This window comes from Cumulibacter manganitolerans (assembly GCF_009602465.1).
Lineage (GTDB): Bacteria > Actinomycetota > Actinomycetes > Mycobacteriales > Antricoccaceae > Cumulibacter > Cumulibacter manganitolerans.
The window spans coordinates 48,189-63,200 of record NZ_WBKP01000017.1 but is presented as its reverse complement, the minus strand read 5'-3'; the positions used below and the strand labels follow the sequence as shown (position 1 = coordinate 63,200).

Here is a 15,012-nt window from a genome sequence, read left to right as displayed (position 1 = left end):
GTCGCGTCGGTGACGACCGCGGCCGCCAGGGCGGCCGCCGAGGCGGTGCGCCGTACGCCGGAGCAGCTGGAGGTCCTCGCGCGGGCCGGCGTGGTCGACGCGGGTGGGCGCGGGCTGTCGATCATCCTCGACGCGCTGGCCGCGGCGACCGGCGGCACGCCCGCCGGCGGCATCGGCTGGGCACGGCACGAGCCGCTGGAGGACGCGCTGCCCGAGGACGTGCGCCACGACTCCGACGACTTCGAGTACGAGGTCGTCTACCTGCTCGAGTGCGAGAGCGCGCCGGCCGCCACCCTGGCCGACGCGCTGCGCGCGGTCGGCGACAGCGTCGTGGTCGCCGCGGGCGACCACCACCGCGAGGGTCCGCTGCTGCACAAGGTGCACGTGCACGTCAACGACATCGGTGCGGCGATCGAAGCCGGCATCCGGGTGGGCGCGGTCAGCGGCATCGAGGTCACCCGCTTCGCGGACCGCACGACCGGCGTCGCGCGGGACACCTCGGGGGTGGGCATCGTCGCGATCGCCCCGGGCGACGCGCTGCGCGAGGTGTTCGAGGCCGAGGGCGCGTGGGTCGTCGACAGCGGACCCAACCGGCGGCCCTCGACCGCCGAGGTGCTCGCCGCGATCGAGGCCGCGGGCACCGCCAAGGTCGCCGTGCTGCCCAACGACCGCGACTGCGCCGCCGTCGCCGACGCCGCCGCGGGGGAGGCTCGGGAGAAGGGCATCGAGGTGTCCGTCGTCCCGACCAAGTCGGTCGTGCAGGGGCTGGCGGCGCTCGCCGTCCACGACGACGACCGGTACTTCGGGGACGACGTGATGGCGATGGCCGAGGCCGCGGCCGGCACGCGGTACGCCGAGGTGACCGTCGCGGCCCGCGAGGCGCTCACCATGGCCGGCACCTGCCGCCCCGGCGACGTGCTGGGCCTGGTCGGCGCCGACGTCGTCACGATCGGCCGGTCGATCCTCGAGGTGACCATCTCGCTGCTCGACATGCTGCTGGCGACCGGCGGCGAGCTGGTCACGCTCGTCGTCGGACGCCGGGCGCCCGAGGGCCTGGCCGACGACCTCGAGACCGACCTCTCGGTGCGGCATCCCGAGATCGAGCTGGTCGTGCTGGCCGGTGGCCACCTCGACCATCCGGTGCTGCTGGGTGTCGAGTAGTGGCGCTGACGTTCGACTCGCCGCTCGTGGACGCCGTCGGGGGACCGTCGGCGAAGACGCTCGCCGCCGAGCTCGATCTGCACTCCGTCGCCGACCTGCTGCAGCACTACCCGCGCAAGTACCTGCGCACCGGTGACGCCAGCTCGGAGTCCACGCTCACCGAGGGCGACCACCTGACCTTCCTGGCCGAGGTCGCGTCGTCGGCGTGGCATCCCAGCCGCGGCGGGCACGGGCGCGCCCGCGGCCGCTGCGTGGCGACGCTGCGGCTGCAGCACGGCACCATCGACGCCGTCTTCTGGAACCAGCCGTGGATGGCGACCCAGCTCAAGACCGGCACCCGGGCGCTGTTCACCGGCGTCGTGGGCACCTTCCGGGGGCGGTGGCAGCTGAACTCGCCGACCGCCGAGGTGCTGACGATGGACGCGGCACCGAGCGACGCGCCGAAGCAGAAGGGCCTGTCGTTCACCAGCATGTCGGCGTTCGCCGACCGGCTGATGCCGATCTACCCGGCCACCGCGAAGGTCTCCAGCGGGTCGATCCGCCGGTGCGTCGAGCTCACCCTCGAGATGCTCGCCCCGATCGCCGATCCGCTGCCGGCCGACCAGCTCGCCCGGCTGGGCGTCGTCGACCTCGACACCGCGTTCCGCACCAAGCATCAGCCGAAGGACGCCGTTCAGTGGCGCCGCGCCGACGAGCGGCTGAAGCTGCAGGAGGCGCTCAACATGCAGCTGGCGCTGAGCGTGGATCGCTACGAGAACGCGCTGCTGCCGGCGATCGCCCGGCCGCTGCAGCCCGGCGGGCTGCTCGCCGAGCTCGACGCGTCCCTGCCGTTCGAGCTGACGGCCGGCCAGCGCGCCGCCGGCGAGCTGATCGCCGGCGAGCTCGCTCGCGAGCACCCGATGCACCGGCTGCTGCAGGGTGACGTCGGCTCGGGCAAGACCCTCGTCGCGCTGCGCGCGATGCTGCAGGTCGCCGCGGGCGGCGGGCAGAGCGCGTTGCTCGCACCCACCGAGGTGCTGGCCCACCAGCACGCCCGCAGCATCGGTGCGCTGCTCGCGCCGTACGGCGAGCCCGGCACCCTGGGCGCGCACCCGGACGCGGTGAAGGTGGTCGTGATCTCGTCGGGGATGCCGGCCGCGCGGCGCAAGCAGGCCATGCTCGACGCGGCATCCGGTGCCGCGTCGATCGTGATCGGCACCCACGCGATCCTGGAGTCGAAGGTGACCTTCGCCGATCTCGGCCTCGTCGTCATCGACGAGCAGCACCGGTTCGGTGTCGAGCAGCGGGACGCGCTGCGGCGCAAGGGCCGGGACGGAACGGCGCCGCACACCCTGGTCATGACCGCGACGCCGATCCCGCGCACGATCGCGATGACCGCGTTCGGCGACCTGGAGACCATCACCATGACCGACCTGCCGCCCGGCCGGTCGCCGATCGCCACCACGGCGATCCCCGCCGGCCAGAAGCCCGGCTGGCTCGAGCGCGCCTGGGAGCGCGTCCGCGAGGAGGTCGCCGCGGGGCATCAGGCGTACGTGGTGTGCCCGCGGATCGGCCTGGACGACACCGACGCCGACGACGAGACCGGCGACGGCCCGCCGCCGGAGGACGATGCCGAGGCCGGCTCCGGCGCGCCGAAGCGGGTCAAGGCCGCGGTGGTCGAGGTGGCGCAGCGCCTGCAGGAGGGCCCGCTCGCCGGGCTGCGGCTGGCGGTGCTGCACGGCCGGCTTCCCTCGGAGGAGAAGGACGACCTCATGCGGCGCTTCGGCGCGGGCGAGATCGACGTCCTGGTCTCGACGACGGTCATCGAGGTCGGCGTCGACGTCCCCAACGCGACGCTGATGATCGTGCTGGACGCCGACCTGTTCGGCCTGGCGACGCTGCACCAGCTGCGGGGACGCGTCGGACGTGGGTCGGCGGCGGGGGTCTGCCTGCTGGTGACGCCGATGCCGCAGTCCTCGCGTCCCTACGAGCGGCTGCAGGTGCTCGAGCAGTCCACCAACGGGTTCGAGATCGCCGAGCGCGACCTCGAGCTGCGCCGCGAGGGCGACATCCTCGGCGTCGCGCAGTCCGGCTCGACGTCCCAGCTGAGGCTGCTGTCGCTGCGCGACGACGCCGAGACCATCGCCGTGGCGCGCGAGCTGTGCGACGCGATCGTCGCCGAGGACCCGCACCTGGAGCGGCACCCCATGCTGCGCAGCCTGCTCGCCTCCCTCGACCAGCAGCGCACCGTCGACTACCTGCTGAAGGGCTGACGTGACCCGCATCATCGCCGGAGAGCTCGGCGGCCGGCGGCTGGCGGTGCCCGGCGGGCGCACCACCCGCCCCACCTCCGACCGCACCCGCGAGGCGTTGTTCTCCTCCCTCGAGGCCACCCACGACCTCACGTCCGGGCCGTTCCTGGACCTGTACGCCGGCAGCGGCGCGGTGGCGCTGGAGGCGCTCAGCAGGGGTGCGCCGTCCGCCGTCCTGGTGGAGTCGGCGCGCCCCGCGCTCGCCGTCATCGAGCGCAACGTCCGCGACCTGGGCCTCGGCGCGCGGGCCACCGTCGTCGCCGGGCGCGTCGACGCGGTCGCGGCGCGCCTCGACGGGCTCGGCGCGGCGACGGTGTTCGCCGACCCGCCGTACGGCGACGACGCCGGCGAGCTCGCCGCGCTGCTCGACCGGCTGGTGGGCGCCGGCGCGGTGGCGCCCGGCGCCGTCGTGGTCGTCGAGCGTGACCGCCGCGACCCGTGGCGGTGGCCGACCTCGATCGAGGCCCTGCGAGACCGTCGCTACGGCGAGACGACCCTTTGGTACGGTTCGCCACTATGAGCCTCGACGAGCAGCAGAAGGCCGCCTCGGCCGAAGCCCCGCGGCCCGCCGACGGCGGCTCCGTGACCCGACCGGTCCGGCGCGTCGTCTGCCCCGGATCCTTCGATCCCATCCATCACGGGCACCTCGACATCATCACGCGAGCGTCGCGGATCTTCGACGAGGTGATCGCGCTCGTGCTGGTCAACCCGAGCAAGAAGACCATGTTCTCCCTCGAGGAGCGCCAGCGAATCATCCTCGAGTCCGCCGCCGAGCTGGGCCTGCACAACGTGCGCGTCGACTCGATGTCCGGCCTGCTCGTCGACTACTGCACCGCCAACGACATCGCCGCCGTCGTGAAGGGGCTGCGGGTGGCGACCGATTTCGACTACGAGATCCAGATGTCGCAGATGAATCACAAAATCGCCGCGGTCGAAACGCTCTTTTTGACGACCAATCCGGAGCACTCTTACATATCCTCGAGCCTGGTCAAGGAAGTTGCGAAGTACGGCGGCGACGTGCGGCCCTTCCTGAGCGAGGTGGGGTACGACGCGCTGACCGGCCGGCTCGCGCAGGACGCCGCGGGCTGACGCGGCAGGCGAGGGAGCGGGACATGGCGATGCGGGTATTCGAGATCCTCGACGAGATCATCGACGCGGTCGAGCAGGCCAAGGGCGTCCCCATGTCGTCGTCCGCGATCGTCAACCGCCCCACGCTGCTGGACCTGCTGGACGACCTGCGCGACGCCTTCCCGGCGGCCGTCGAGGACGCCCGAGAGATCATCGAGCAGCGCGACGAGATCGTCTCCTCGGCCCGCGCCGAGGCCGCCCGCGTCGAGGCCTCCTGCCACGACGAAGCGACGCGGCTGGTCAGCGACGCCCGGGCGAGCGCGGAGAAGACCACCGCCGAGGCCGACAGCTACGCGCAGCGCACCGTCGGCAAGGCCAACAGCGACGCCGACCGGATCCTGGCAGGCGCGGAGGCCGAGGCCACCGCCATCCACGAGACCGCCCGCGCCAAGGCCGACGGCATCGTCCAGGCGGCCCGCGACGAGCACGAGCGGCTGGTGACCGACCACGAGGTGCACCGCGCAGCGGTGAGCGCCGCCGAGGACGTCCGGGCCGACGCCGAGCGGCACGCGGCGAAGCTGCGCGGGGACGCCGACCGGTACGTCGAGGACACCCTCTCGCAGCTGTCGCTGACGCTGCAGAAGCTGAGCGCGACCGTCGAGCACGGCCGCGACACCATGCACACCCGTCGCTCGGTCGACACCGACTACTACGAGCCGGAGCACCGCCGGCGCTGACGTGGTGCAGCCCACCCGCGCGCCCGCTCGCCACGACCGCGCGCGATCGGGTAATCTTGTCTGCTGGCTTGGGAAACCTGGCCACTCGCTGAGATGGTCTCGCGCGAGGCACTTCTCGTACTGCATCCGGGTGACATGACTGCAAAGAGCTCTCGCGGGCACAAGCATCCGCCGTCCGGACCGCTCGTGCTCGACACGAACGATCTGGGGCGTCGCCCCGGGGCGATGCAAGAGGTACGTCGCGCGGCACCTGCACCGGACGACCTCGGGGTAGACCTCATCAAGGTCCCCCCGGGCAGCCCGCTCGATCTCGACCTGCGACTGGAATCGGTCGCCGAGGGCGTTCTCGTCACCGGCACCGTCACCGCGCGGGCCGAGGGGGAGTGTGGGCGCTGCCTGGACCCCGTGGCCGAGACGGTGCAGGTCCAGCTGGTCGAGCTGTTCGCCTACCCGGGCAGCGTTACCGACGAGACCACCGACGAGGACGAGATCGCGCGGCTGGTAGAGGACCGCATCGATCTCGAACCGGTGATCCGCAACGCGATCGTGCTGGCGCTGCCGCTCACGCCGCTGTGCGACCCCGACTGTGCGGGGTTGTGCGCCGGCTGCGGTGAGCGGCTCGACGACCTGCCGAAGGACCACACGCACGAGATGATCGACCCCCGCTGGGCGGGGCTGCGCGAGAAGTTCGACAGCCCCGAGCAGTAACGCGGCGTACGCCGCAGCACGACTAGTCAGCAGTATCAACCGTAGGAGAAGACAGTGGCCGTTCCGAAGCGCAAGAAGTCCCGGGCGAACACCCACTCGCGTCGCTCGATGTGGAAGACCACCGCGACCGCACTGACCACGTGCGCCAACAAGGCCTGCGGCGCCCCGGTGCGTCCGCACACCGCATGCGCCAACTGTGGCCACTACGCGGGTCGACAGGTCCTCGAGGTCTGAGACCCGCGGGGCGACCCGTGAGCGCGACACCATCGATGAGCGATCAGCCGGACGAGGCGATCGCTCATCTTTGCGCGTCCTTGGGCATCGACGAGCCGCCGGCGTCCCTGGAGCTCGCCCTCACGCACCGCTCGTACGCCTACGAGCACGGCGGCATCCCGCCGAACGAGCGGCTGGAGTTCCTCGGCGACGCCGTCCTCGGGCTGCACGTCACCGAGCACCTTTACCGCGCCTACCCGGACCTGCCCGAGGGCAGGCTCGCCAAGCTGCGCTCCGCGGTGGTCAACATGCGCGCGCTCGCCGACATCGCCCGCCGGCTCGGTGACGACGGCCTCGGGCCGCTGATCCTGCTGGGCCGCGGCGAGGTCGTCACCGGCGGCGCCGACAAGGACTCCATCCTCGCCGACTGCTTCGAGGCGGTCCTCGGGTCGATCCACCTCGACCTCGGGCCGGACGTCGCCGCGCAGGTCGTACGCCGGCTGCTGATCCCGGAGATCGACGCGGCGGTGCAGACCGGGGCCGGCCTGGACTGGAAGACGCACCTGCAGGAGCAGTGCGCCGCCGGCGCGCACGGGCTGCCGGTCTACCGCGTCGAGCAGACCGGACCCGACCACAGCAAGTCCTTCACCGCGACCGTCGTCCTCGGCGAGCGCGAGTACGGCTCGGGCACCGGGCGCAGCAAGAAGGAGGCCGAGCAGGAGGCCGCTCGGCAGACCTCGCTGATGCTGTCGGCACCGCATCCCGTCACGCCGTAGTGCTCGCGCTACCCGAGGTGCCGTAGTGCCCGAGCCTGCCGAGGTCCCGTAATGCCCGACCGTCCCGAGGTCCCGTAGTGCCCGAGCTGCCCGAGGTCGAGGTCGTGCGCCGCGGCCTGCACGAGCACATCGTCGGCCGCACCGTGGCCGGTGTCGCCGTCCACAACCTCCGCGCCGCCCGCCGCAACACCGCCGGCCCGCTGCCCGACCTGCTGCCCGGCGCGACGGTGACGGGCACCGCGCGGCGCGGCAAGTACGCCTGGCTGGTCCTCGACGACGAGGACGCGCTGCTGATGCACCTGGGGATGTCGGGGCAGCTGCTCGTCGTCCCCGCCGATGCGCCGGGCGCCGTCCACGAGCGGGCCCGGTTCACCTTCACCGACGGCGGCCCCGACCTGAGCTTCGTCGACCAGCGCACGTTCGGGCACCTGCTGCTCGACCGCGGCGGGGCCGGCCTGCCGGCGCCCATCGCGCACATCGCGCGCGACCCGCTCGACCCCGAGTTCGACCAGGACGCCGTCGTGGCCCGGATCCGGCGGCGCCGTACCGGCCTGAAACGGGCGCTGCTGGACCAGAGCGTCGTGTCGGGGATCGGCAACATCTACGCCGACGAGGCGCTGTGGCGCGCCCGGCTGCACGGCGGTCGGCCCACCGAGCGGTTGACCCGCGCGGAGGTGAACCGCACCCTCGACGCGGCCCGCGAGGTGATGACCGCGGCGCTCGAGCAGGGCGGTACGTCGTTCGACGCGCTGTACGTCAACGTCAACGGTGCCTCCGGCTACTTCGACCGGTCGCTGAACGCCTACGGGCAGCGCGACCGCCCATGCCCCAGGTGCGGGACGCCGATCGTCCGCGAGCAGTTCATGAACCGCTCGTCGTACTCGTGCCCGACCTGCCAGCCGCGCCCCCGGAACCCCCGCTAGTTCTCGCGGTGGCTTGTACCCCGCTCTCCCCGGATGCGGTGGCTTCTGCCCCGGTAATCGCGCGAGAGCGGGGCGGAACCCGCCGCATCAGGGTGGGCCACGCGGGTCGATGACCGCGGCCGTGGGCTACAGGTCCGGGCGGGTCTGCCCGTAGCCGGTGACCGCCTCGAACGCCTTCGCCATCGCCAGCACGCCGAGCTCGTCGCGGTGCCGCCCGACGAGCTGGACGCCGGCCGGCGAGCCGGCGGGCGTGAACCCGGCCGGGACGGCGATCGCCGGGTGCCCGGTGACGGTGACGTCGAAGCACGACTCCATCCAGCCGAGGTAGTCCGGCATCGCGGTGTCGGCGACGATCGTCGGGAACTCCTGCTCGCAGTCGAAGGCGCCCAGCGGCGCGACCGGCAGCAGCAGGCCGTCGTACCGCTCGAGGAACTCCCGCATCCGGTGGAACAGCGCGGTACGGGCGAGCGCGGCCGCGCCGACCTCGGGACCGGTGAGGTCCCGGCCGCGGGCCATGTTCTCGTACAGCGACGGGCGGACGACGTCGCGGTGCGCGTCGAGGTGCGCGCCCATGCCGGCCTCGAACGCCCAGGCCCGCAGCGTGCGGAACGCCGCGGCCGCCCCGGTGAGGTCCGGGCAGTCCTCGACGACCTCCGCGCCGGCGGCGCGGCAGGATTGCGCGGCCTTCTCGACGAGGGCGGCGATGTCGGGTTCCACCGCGATCGCGCCACCGAGGTCGGGCGAGTACGCGATGCGCCTGCCGCGCAGCCCGTCCTCGGGGACCTGCGCGAACGCCGCGCCCGGCGTCTCCAGCGAGTTCGGCGCCAGCCGCGACGGCCCCGCGATCACCGACAGCATGAGCGCGACGTCGTCCACCGAGCGGGCCATCGGCCCGTGCACCGACAGCCCGAGCAGCCCGTCGGCGGCCGGCCACACCGGCACCCGGCCGGCCGACGTGCGGAACCCGACGACGTTGCAGTACCCGGCGGGCAGCCGCAACGAGCCGCCGAAGTCGTTGCCGTCCGCCAGCGGCGCCATCCCCGCAGCCAGCGCCGCGGCGGCGCCCCCGGAGGACCCACCGGCAGTGAGCCGCAGGTCGTACGGGTTGCGGGTGACGCCGAAGACGTCGTTGAAGGTGTTGCCGCCCGCGACGAACTCCGGGATGTTCGTCTTCCCGATCGTCACGCAGCCGGCGGCCTGCAGGCGGGCGACCGTGAGGTCCGTCGAGTCCGGGACGTAGCCGGCGCGCGAGCGGGATCCGAAGGTGGTGCGGATCCCGGCCGTCAGGTGGTTGTCCTTGTGCGCGATGGGCAGCCCGTGCAGCGGCCCGAGCAGCGTGCCGCCAGCGATCGCCTCATCCGCCAGCCGCGCCTTCTCGTAGGCGATCTCCGGCACCAGCGTGACGATCGCGTTGACGCGGCCGTTGACGTCATCGATGCGAGCGAGGTGCGCATCGAGGACCTCCCGCGCCGAGAGCTCCTTGCGCGCCATCCGAGCGACGAGGCTGCTCGCCGAGTCGTAGACGATGTCGGCGTTCATCGCCCCACGCGCTCGGCCAGCGCCAGCACGGCCGCGGTGAAGCACTCCCGCGGCGGGTTCACCAGCCCGGCGCCGACCTGCCCGGTGCCGGCCACCCGGCCGGCCATGCCGGTGTTGATCTGCGGCAGGATGCCGGTGCGCAGCACCCGCGTGACGTCGATGCCGGTCGGTGCGCCGCGGAACTCCAGGATCGGCACGGCGAACGCGGGGTTCTCGCCCTCGGTGATCTCGTACATGCGCGCGGTCGTCTCCAGCGCGTCGGGGACGGCGCCCCCGACCAGCCGGACGATCGCGGGCGCGGTGGCCATCACCATGCCGCCGATGCCCATCGTCTCGGTGATCGCCGAGTCGCCGATGTCCGGGTTGGCGTCGTCCTCGCCGTACCCCGCGAGGAACAGCCCGACCGGGGTTCCTGCCGGGCCGGTGAACCACCGGTCGCCGGTCCCGGAGACCTGGATGCCGAAGTCGGTCCCATTGCGGCACATCACGGTCACCACCGACGAGCCCGGGATGCCGGAGGCCGCCATGCCCATGAGCTTGCCGGTCGGCATGACCACGTTGAGGAAGAAGTGGTCGTTGGCGCCGACGAACCGGCACACCTCGGCGATGTCGGCGCTCGGGAAGCCGCTCGAGACGAGGGCCGGCAGGATCTCGCGCAGCAGCATCAGCGTGCCGGCGCGGTTGCGGTTGTGCCCCTCGTCGCCCATCTGCACCATCTGCCCGACGATCGCGGTGGCGTCGATGGGTCCGGTGGCGCGCACGGCGGCCTGCAGGACCGGGCCGAGCACGTCGGCCATCCAGCGCAGCCGGGCGATCACCTCGTCGTTGTACGCGCCGTACCGCAGCACCTTGCCCAGGCCCTCGTTGAGCGAGCAGTACGCCGTGTTGCCGGTCGAGGTGTCGCGCAGCTTGAACAGGTACATGCTCGGCGAGACGATGCCGGCCATCGGGCCGACCGCGTCGTGGTCGTGGCACGGCGACCACGTGAGGCCGTCACCGGCCGCCAGCCGCCGCTCGGCCTCCTCGGCGTCCGCGGCGAGCCCCTCGAAGATCATCGCGCCGATCAGGCCGCCGCGCATCGGTCCGGACGCGCGCTCCCAGGTGATCGGCGGTCCCGCGTGGAAGAACTCGCCCTCCCGCATGCCCAGCTCGTCACCGGCCCGGACGACGTCGACGATCATCGCGCGAACGTCGCTCATCCGGCGGACCGCCTCGGCGTTCGCCTGCGCGCGTCGCGGGTCGGCCAGCACGGTCGCGAGCGCGTCGGCGACCGCGGGGTCGTCGAACGCGGGCGGGGTGAAGTCGACCGGGACGACGTCGACGGCCTGGTCGCGGAGGGTCTGGGCCAGCAGGTCGACGCCGGCGGTGATGACGGCCGGGGGCGTGCGCAGGACAGATGCGGGCTCGTTCACGTCGCTGCTCCTTCGGATCCGGCGGCGATCGCGGCCGCCGCCCGCGCCGCCTCGGCGTTGGAGGCGTACACGGCCGCGCCGGCCGCGGCGAGGGCCTGTGCCTGCCGCTCGCGGCCCTGCGGATCGGCGTCCGTGCCGCACAGCGACACGACCACCGCCAGCGGGCGGCCCGCCGCGCCGACGGCGTCCCGCAGGACCGGGGCCAGGGTGGCCGCCGGGTCGGGCTCGGCGCCGTGGCCGAGGACGACGTCCAGCAGGATCACCGAGACCTCCGGATTCGCGGCGGCGGCGCGGATCAGCTCGAGCTTGAGGCCGGGGTCGATCATCGGGTGGGGCCGCCCGCGGGTGAGCTCGTCGTCGCCGAGGTCCACCACGACGTGGCCGAGGCCGGCCAGCCGCGGGACGCCGTTCGCGGCGGCGGCGGCCGGGAGCGCCAGCTCGGGCCGCAGCGGGATGTTGGAGCGGATGTCGCCGAGCCGGGCGCCCGCGACGAGCATCGCCTCGTCGGCGAGGGTGCCGCCGGAGAACAGCCCGCGAAGGACGCCGGGGCCGGCGGCGGCCGGCGCGCGCCACGTCCGCCAGGTCGGCACCTCGCGGCCGAGGTCGCGCAGCACCGCGGCGGCGCCGTCGCTGATGGTCGGGCGGCCCTCGCCGAGCAGGATCAGGCTCACCGGCGTGCTGAGCCGCTCGGCGGCCTCGGTGACGGCCCGCGCCACCGCGGGGTGCGGCGGCTTGGAGATCAGCACGATCCGCGCGGTGGCCGGATCCTCGTCGAGCATCCGCAGCGCGCGCAGGGCGCTCCGGCCGCCGACCGCCTCCGACAGGTCGCGGCCGCCGACACCGAGGACGTGCGAGATCCCCACCCCGGCGTCGTCGAGCAGGCAGGTCAGCTGCTGGGCGCCGGTGCCCGAGGCGGCCACCACGCCGACGCCGGCGCCGTCGTGCTCGGCGAGCACGTTGGCGAATCCGAGGCCGACGCCGCCGACGATGGCGGTACCGCAGTCCGGACCCATCACCAGGACGCCGGCCTGCTCGGCCGCGTCCTTGAGTGCGATCTCGTCGCGGACCGGCACGTTGTCGCTGAAGATCATCACGTGCCGCCCGGCGCCGATGGCGTCCAGCGCCTCGCCGAGCACCGCCGGCCCGGGCACGGAGAGCAGCACGAGGGAGGCGTCGGGCCGGGCGTCGGCGGCGGCGCGCACCGAGCGCGGCGTCGGCCCGGAGCCGAGGCCGCCCGCGGTGCGGCCCGCTGCGAGGGCGTCGGCGACCGCGGTCTCGAAGGCGGCGATGCCGGCCTCGATCGCCGCCTCGTCGGCACCACGCAGCGTGATCAGCAGGTCGTTGGGGGTGATCCCCTCGGGGACGGCGAACCCCATGCCGCGGGCCAGATCGACGTTGAGGCCGGTCGCCATCGCGACCTGCGCGTCGGAGATCCCCGCGGCGAGCCGCGCCGACTGGCTGATCCGCAGCAGGGTCACCGAGTCGAAGTAGACGCCGCTGCGGACCTCGATGTGCTCAGCCATCGACGGCCGTGGCGGCGCGGCCGCGGGGCGCGCCCGCGAGGGTCTCCAGGTGCAGCAGCACCCCATGGGCGAGGTCGGCGCCGGAGCTGTGGCCCAGGCGCAGCAGGTCGTCGTACGCCGGGCGCCACGGCCCGCGGGCCAGCCCGATCAGCAGCTCGCGCAGCTCGCCGGCCACGTGGCCCTCGTACGCCGAGCGCAGGAACTGGGCGGACAGGTCGGTCGTCCCGGCGAGGTGCGGGACGATGCGCTGCCAGAGGCGCGACACCTCGTCCGGTCCGCTCCACGCGTGCGCTGCGGCGAGCACGCCGCACAGCAGGTCGTCGCCGGACGGCGTCAGGCCCTCACCGCGGCCGACCAGCGCAGCCGGCTGCAGCTCCGTCGACAGCGGGAGCGCGTGCCGGGACGAGTGCAGCGCGGTCCACAGCTCGCCGGGGATGCGCTCGGGCGGCCGCCGCATGGCACGCACCCGGGTGTCCCACGTGCGGCGGACCTCGATGGCCAGCTGGCCGCTCACCAGCGCCTGCGCCTGGACGTCGAGGTAGGTGGCGGTGGCGAGGTCGGCGAAGGTCTGCGGGTCGACGCGCACGGCGCACACCGAGTGGCTCGCCGTCCGGTCGGTGACGGCCACCAGGCCGCGGCACCCCGCGTACAGGTGGGTGTGCGCGAAGCTGTGCACGCGGCCCAGCACGTCGCCGGGCACCAGCAGCGCGCGCGCCGACCGGGCGGCGCTCGCGACCCGGGTGGTCGAGGGGATGCGGTGGGCGACGCTGGAGCGCACGGGACCTCCACGAGACGGCTCATCGGACGCACCGACAGTAATGGGCCGGATCCCGCCGGGTGCACCCGACCTGCGGCGTACTGCGGTACCGGATCGCCGCCGGTTCGGTACCGCAGTGCGTCGCGAGCGGCTCAGCGCACCGGGTAGCGGCCGTCGATGATCACGTCGGCGCGCTCGCGGGTGGCGTTCGCCGCGAAGTGCGCCTCCTCCTGCCGGGCCCACCGCGCCCAGTTCGCCGCGTAGGACGGGCCGTCCCGCTCGATCGCCCGGTCGCGGCGCAGCTGCGGTGGTGCCTCGACCCACACCAGCGCGTCGACGAGGTCGGCGAGGGAGCGCGCGCCGCTGCCGCAGCCCTCGAGGACAACGGTGCCGGCGGGGGAGCGGTGCAGCTCGGCGCCCCAGCCGTCGCGCGCCCAGTCCCACGTGCGGTACGTCGCGGGGCGGCCCGCCCGCAGGCGCGCGAGGACCGGGCGGATGAGGCGCACCGACTCCTCGAGGCCGTCCCAGCCGGGGACGACGTGGTCCATCCGCACGACGGTGCTCGGGCCGAGCGCCTTGGCGATGCGCCGCGACAGCCGGCTCTTGCCGGCCCCCGAGGGCCCGTCGAGCGCCACCACGAGCGGGCTGCCCGGGATGCGGTGCGCGGCGAGCTGGTCCGCGATCGCGCTCAGGTCGTACGTCGGCACGTGCGCATCGTAGTCGCGGCACGACGCGCGCGATCTGGGACAATGGAGACGTGCCCACTGAAGATCCCCTGGAAGCCCGGTACTCCGACGAGCCGCTCGAGCTGATCGCTCGGCCCCGCAAGCTGATCATCTGGTCGGTGATCGCGGCGGTGGTCATCGTCGTGACGTTCGTGGTGATGGGGGTGCTGCTCAAGCAGTCCGAGGCCGGCACCATCTTCACGCTGTCCGACCAGATCGGCATCGGCGGCATCGGGGTGATCCTGGCCGCCGGTGCGCTCATGTTCACCCGGCCCCGGGTGTGGGCCAACAGCGAGCGGATCAAGGTCCGCAACGTGTTCACCACCAAGTCGCTGCCGTGGGGCGTCATCCGCGACGTCGGCGTGTCGCAGGGCTCGGCGTGGGGGATCCTCGACCTGCACGACGACGACCGGCTCTCCATGCTCGGCCTGCAGGTGGCCGACGGGCAGCGCGCCGTCGACGCCATGCGTCGGCTGCGCCAGCTGCACGCGGCGGCGCTGCACACCGGTACCGAGGACGACGCGTGATCGGCGCCGAGGGCCCCGACGGCGCGCGCCCGCTGCCGCACAGCCTCGCGAAGTCCGCGGACGACGGCCTCCCCGACCCCGAGCTGGAGGCGGCGCTGTACGCGTGGGCGACCGCGGAGGGCGACACGGCGGCGCACCAGCGGGCCGTCGTCGAGGCGTTCCGCAAGGCGCGGGTGTACGTGCCGGCGGTCGCGCCCGAGCCGGACAAGCTCGGCATGATCGCGCTGCGCCGCGAGGACGGCATGACCGCGGTCGCGGCCTTCACCGGCATCGACCGGCTGGTCGCCTGGCGTCCGGACGCGCGTCCGCTGCCGCACGTCGGCGCGGTCGTCGCGTCGATGGCCGCCGACGAGGGCCACCTGGTGTGCATGCTGGACATCGACGGGCCGATCACCGCCACCCTCCCGATCGCGAACCTGCTCGACGACTAGCCCCGTTGTGTTGTTACCGCTTCGGGCGACGTCGCCCGAAGCCGGCACGACACAACGGGCCGGAAGCTGTGACTCGCGCCGCGCGCCCGGATCTTGGGCCGCCACGGCAAGGCTGCTAGACTAGTGAACTGCGACCGCGCGATATCCGTATCGCGTAGCAAGTGGAGTTCACTCCCACCTGAGCGTTCGACCGATTCTCATCGTCACGTCTTGGGTCACGA

At 73.6% G+C, this 15,012-nt stretch carries 16 protein-coding genes; 11 read left to right on the top strand and 5 right to left on the bottom strand.

What is annotated here, in order from left to right:
• The 9 genes from F8A92_RS08580 to mutM form a co-directional block, all read left to right on the top strand.
• A partial coding sequence (locus F8A92_RS08580) for a DAK2 domain-containing protein (RefSeq protein WP_153504747.1) occupies positions 1–1,161 on the top strand: 1,161 nt, incomplete at its 5' end.
• A complete protein-coding gene (locus tag F8A92_RS08575; protein ID WP_153504746.1) occupies positions 1,161–3,413 on the top strand; it encodes an ATP-dependent DNA helicase RecG in 2,253 nt (750 codons plus the stop codon). The genes F8A92_RS08580 and F8A92_RS08575, both read left to right, overlap by 1 nt.
• A 1-nt stretch (position 3,414) precedes the next feature.
• On the top strand, positions 3,415–3,972 hold the full coding sequence (rsmD, locus tag F8A92_RS08570; RefSeq protein WP_153504745.1) for a 16S rRNA (guanine(966)-N(2))-methyltransferase RsmD: 558 nt from the start codon (positions 3,415–3,417) through the stop codon (positions 3,970–3,972).
• Positions 3,969–4,541: a pantetheine-phosphate adenylyltransferase gene (gene coaD, locus F8A92_RS08565; protein ID WP_153504744.1), complete on the top strand. Its 573-nt coding sequence runs from the start codon at positions 3,969–3,971 to the stop codon at positions 4,539–4,541. Before rsmD ends, coaD begins: the two co-directional genes overlap by 4 nt.
• Before the next feature lie 23 nt (positions 4,542–4,564).
• A complete protein-coding gene (locus F8A92_RS08560; protein WP_153504743.1) occupies positions 4,565–5,257 on the top strand; it encodes an SPFH domain-containing protein in 693 nt (230 codons plus the stop codon).
• Between the two features lie 135 nt (positions 5,258–5,392).
• Positions 5,393–5,965: a YceD family protein gene (locus tag F8A92_RS08555; RefSeq protein ID WP_153504742.1), complete on the top strand. Its 573-nt coding sequence runs from the start codon at positions 5,393–5,395 to the stop codon at positions 5,963–5,965.
• A gap of 54 nt (positions 5,966–6,019) precedes the next feature.
• The gene (rpmF, locus tag F8A92_RS08550) at positions 6,020–6,199 is read left to right on the top strand and encodes a 50S ribosomal protein L32 (RefSeq protein WP_153504741.1); all 180 of its coding nucleotides are present in this window, start codon (positions 6,020–6,022) and stop codon (positions 6,197–6,199) included.
• A 35-nt stretch (positions 6,200–6,234) separates the two neighbouring features.
• Positions 6,235–6,954: a ribonuclease III gene (gene rnc / locus F8A92_RS08545; protein WP_153504740.1), complete on the top strand. Its 720-nt coding sequence runs from the start codon at positions 6,235–6,237 to the stop codon at positions 6,952–6,954.
• Positions 6,955–7,031: 77 nt separating this feature from the next.
• Positions 7,032–7,877, top strand: a complete 846-nt coding sequence (gene mutM, locus F8A92_RS08540; protein ID WP_153504739.1) for a bifunctional DNA-formamidopyrimidine glycosylase/DNA-(apurinic or apyrimidinic site) lyase — start codon at positions 7,032–7,034, stop codon at positions 7,875–7,877.
• 126 nt (positions 7,878–8,003) lie between these two features.
• Here the strand turns inward: mutM and F8A92_RS08535 are convergent, their stop codons facing one another.
• The 5 genes from F8A92_RS08535 to F8A92_RS08515 all read right to left on the bottom strand — a co-directional run bounded on the left by F8A92_RS08535 (position 8,004) and on the right by F8A92_RS08515 (position 13,815).
• Positions 8,004–9,416 carry an amidase family protein gene (locus tag F8A92_RS08535; protein ID WP_153504738.1) on the bottom strand — a complete coding sequence of 471 codons (1,413 nt, stop codon included), beginning with the start codon at positions 9,414–9,416 and terminating at the stop codon, positions 8,004–8,006.
• Positions 9,413–10,828 (bottom strand): YlbE family protein, encoded by a 1,416-nt coding sequence (locus F8A92_RS08530; protein ID WP_228389304.1) that lies wholly within the window; start codon positions 10,826–10,828, stop codon positions 9,413–9,415. Before F8A92_RS08530 ends, F8A92_RS08535 begins: the two co-directional genes overlap by 4 nt.
• The gene (locus tag F8A92_RS08525; RefSeq protein WP_153504737.1) at positions 10,825–12,351 is read right to left on the bottom strand and encodes an FdrA family protein; all 1,527 of its coding nucleotides are present in this window, start codon (positions 12,349–12,351) and stop codon (positions 10,825–10,827) included. The genes F8A92_RS08530 and F8A92_RS08525 overlap by 4 nt, the downstream gene beginning before the upstream one ends.
• Positions 12,344–13,129: a DUF2877 domain-containing protein gene (locus F8A92_RS08520; protein ID WP_153504736.1), complete on the bottom strand. Its 786-nt coding sequence runs from the start codon at positions 13,127–13,129 to the stop codon at positions 12,344–12,346. The genes F8A92_RS08525 and F8A92_RS08520 overlap by 8 nt, the downstream gene beginning before the upstream one ends.
• Positions 13,130–13,260: 131 nt before the next feature.
• Entirely contained in the window at positions 13,261–13,815 is a 555-nt protein-coding gene (locus F8A92_RS08515) for an AAA family ATPase (RefSeq protein WP_153504735.1), read from the bottom strand.
• Positions 13,816–13,865: 50 nt separating this feature from the next.
• Between F8A92_RS08515 and F8A92_RS08510 the strand changes: the two genes are divergently transcribed.
• The gene (locus tag F8A92_RS08510) at positions 13,866–14,360 is read left to right on the top strand and encodes a PH domain-containing protein (protein ID WP_153504734.1); all 495 of its coding nucleotides are present in this window, start codon (positions 13,866–13,868) and stop codon (positions 14,358–14,360) included.
• Complete coding sequence (locus F8A92_RS08505) at positions 14,357–14,791, top strand: SseB family protein (RefSeq protein ID WP_194291417.1); 435 nt, start codon at positions 14,357–14,359, stop codon at positions 14,789–14,791. Before F8A92_RS08510 ends, F8A92_RS08505 begins: the two co-directional genes overlap by 4 nt.
• Positions 14,792–15,012 lie beyond the last annotated feature (221 nt).

Coding starts and splice junctions, on each gene's coding strand:
- coaD (WP_153504744.1), top strand. CDS start 3,969: ATGAGCCTCGACGAGCAGCAGAAGGCCGCCTCGGCCGAAGCCCCGCGG.
- F8A92_RS08560 (WP_153504743.1), top strand. CDS start 4,565: ATGGCGATGCGGGTATTCGAGATCCTCGACGAGATCATCGACGCGGTC.
- F8A92_RS08555 (WP_153504742.1), top strand. CDS start 5,393: ATGACTGCAAAGAGCTCTCGCGGGCACAAGCATCCGCCGTCCGGACCG.
- rnc (WP_153504740.1), top strand. CDS start 6,235: ATGAGCGATCAGCCGGACGAGGCGATCGCTCATCTTTGCGCGTCCTTG.
- F8A92_RS08535 (WP_153504738.1), bottom strand. CDS start 9,416: ATGAACGCCGACATCGTCTACGACTCGGCGAGCAGCCTCGTCGCTCGG.
- F8A92_RS08525 (WP_153504737.1), bottom strand. CDS start 12,351: ATGGCTGAGCACATCGAGGTCCGCAGCGGCGTCTACTTCGACTCGGTG.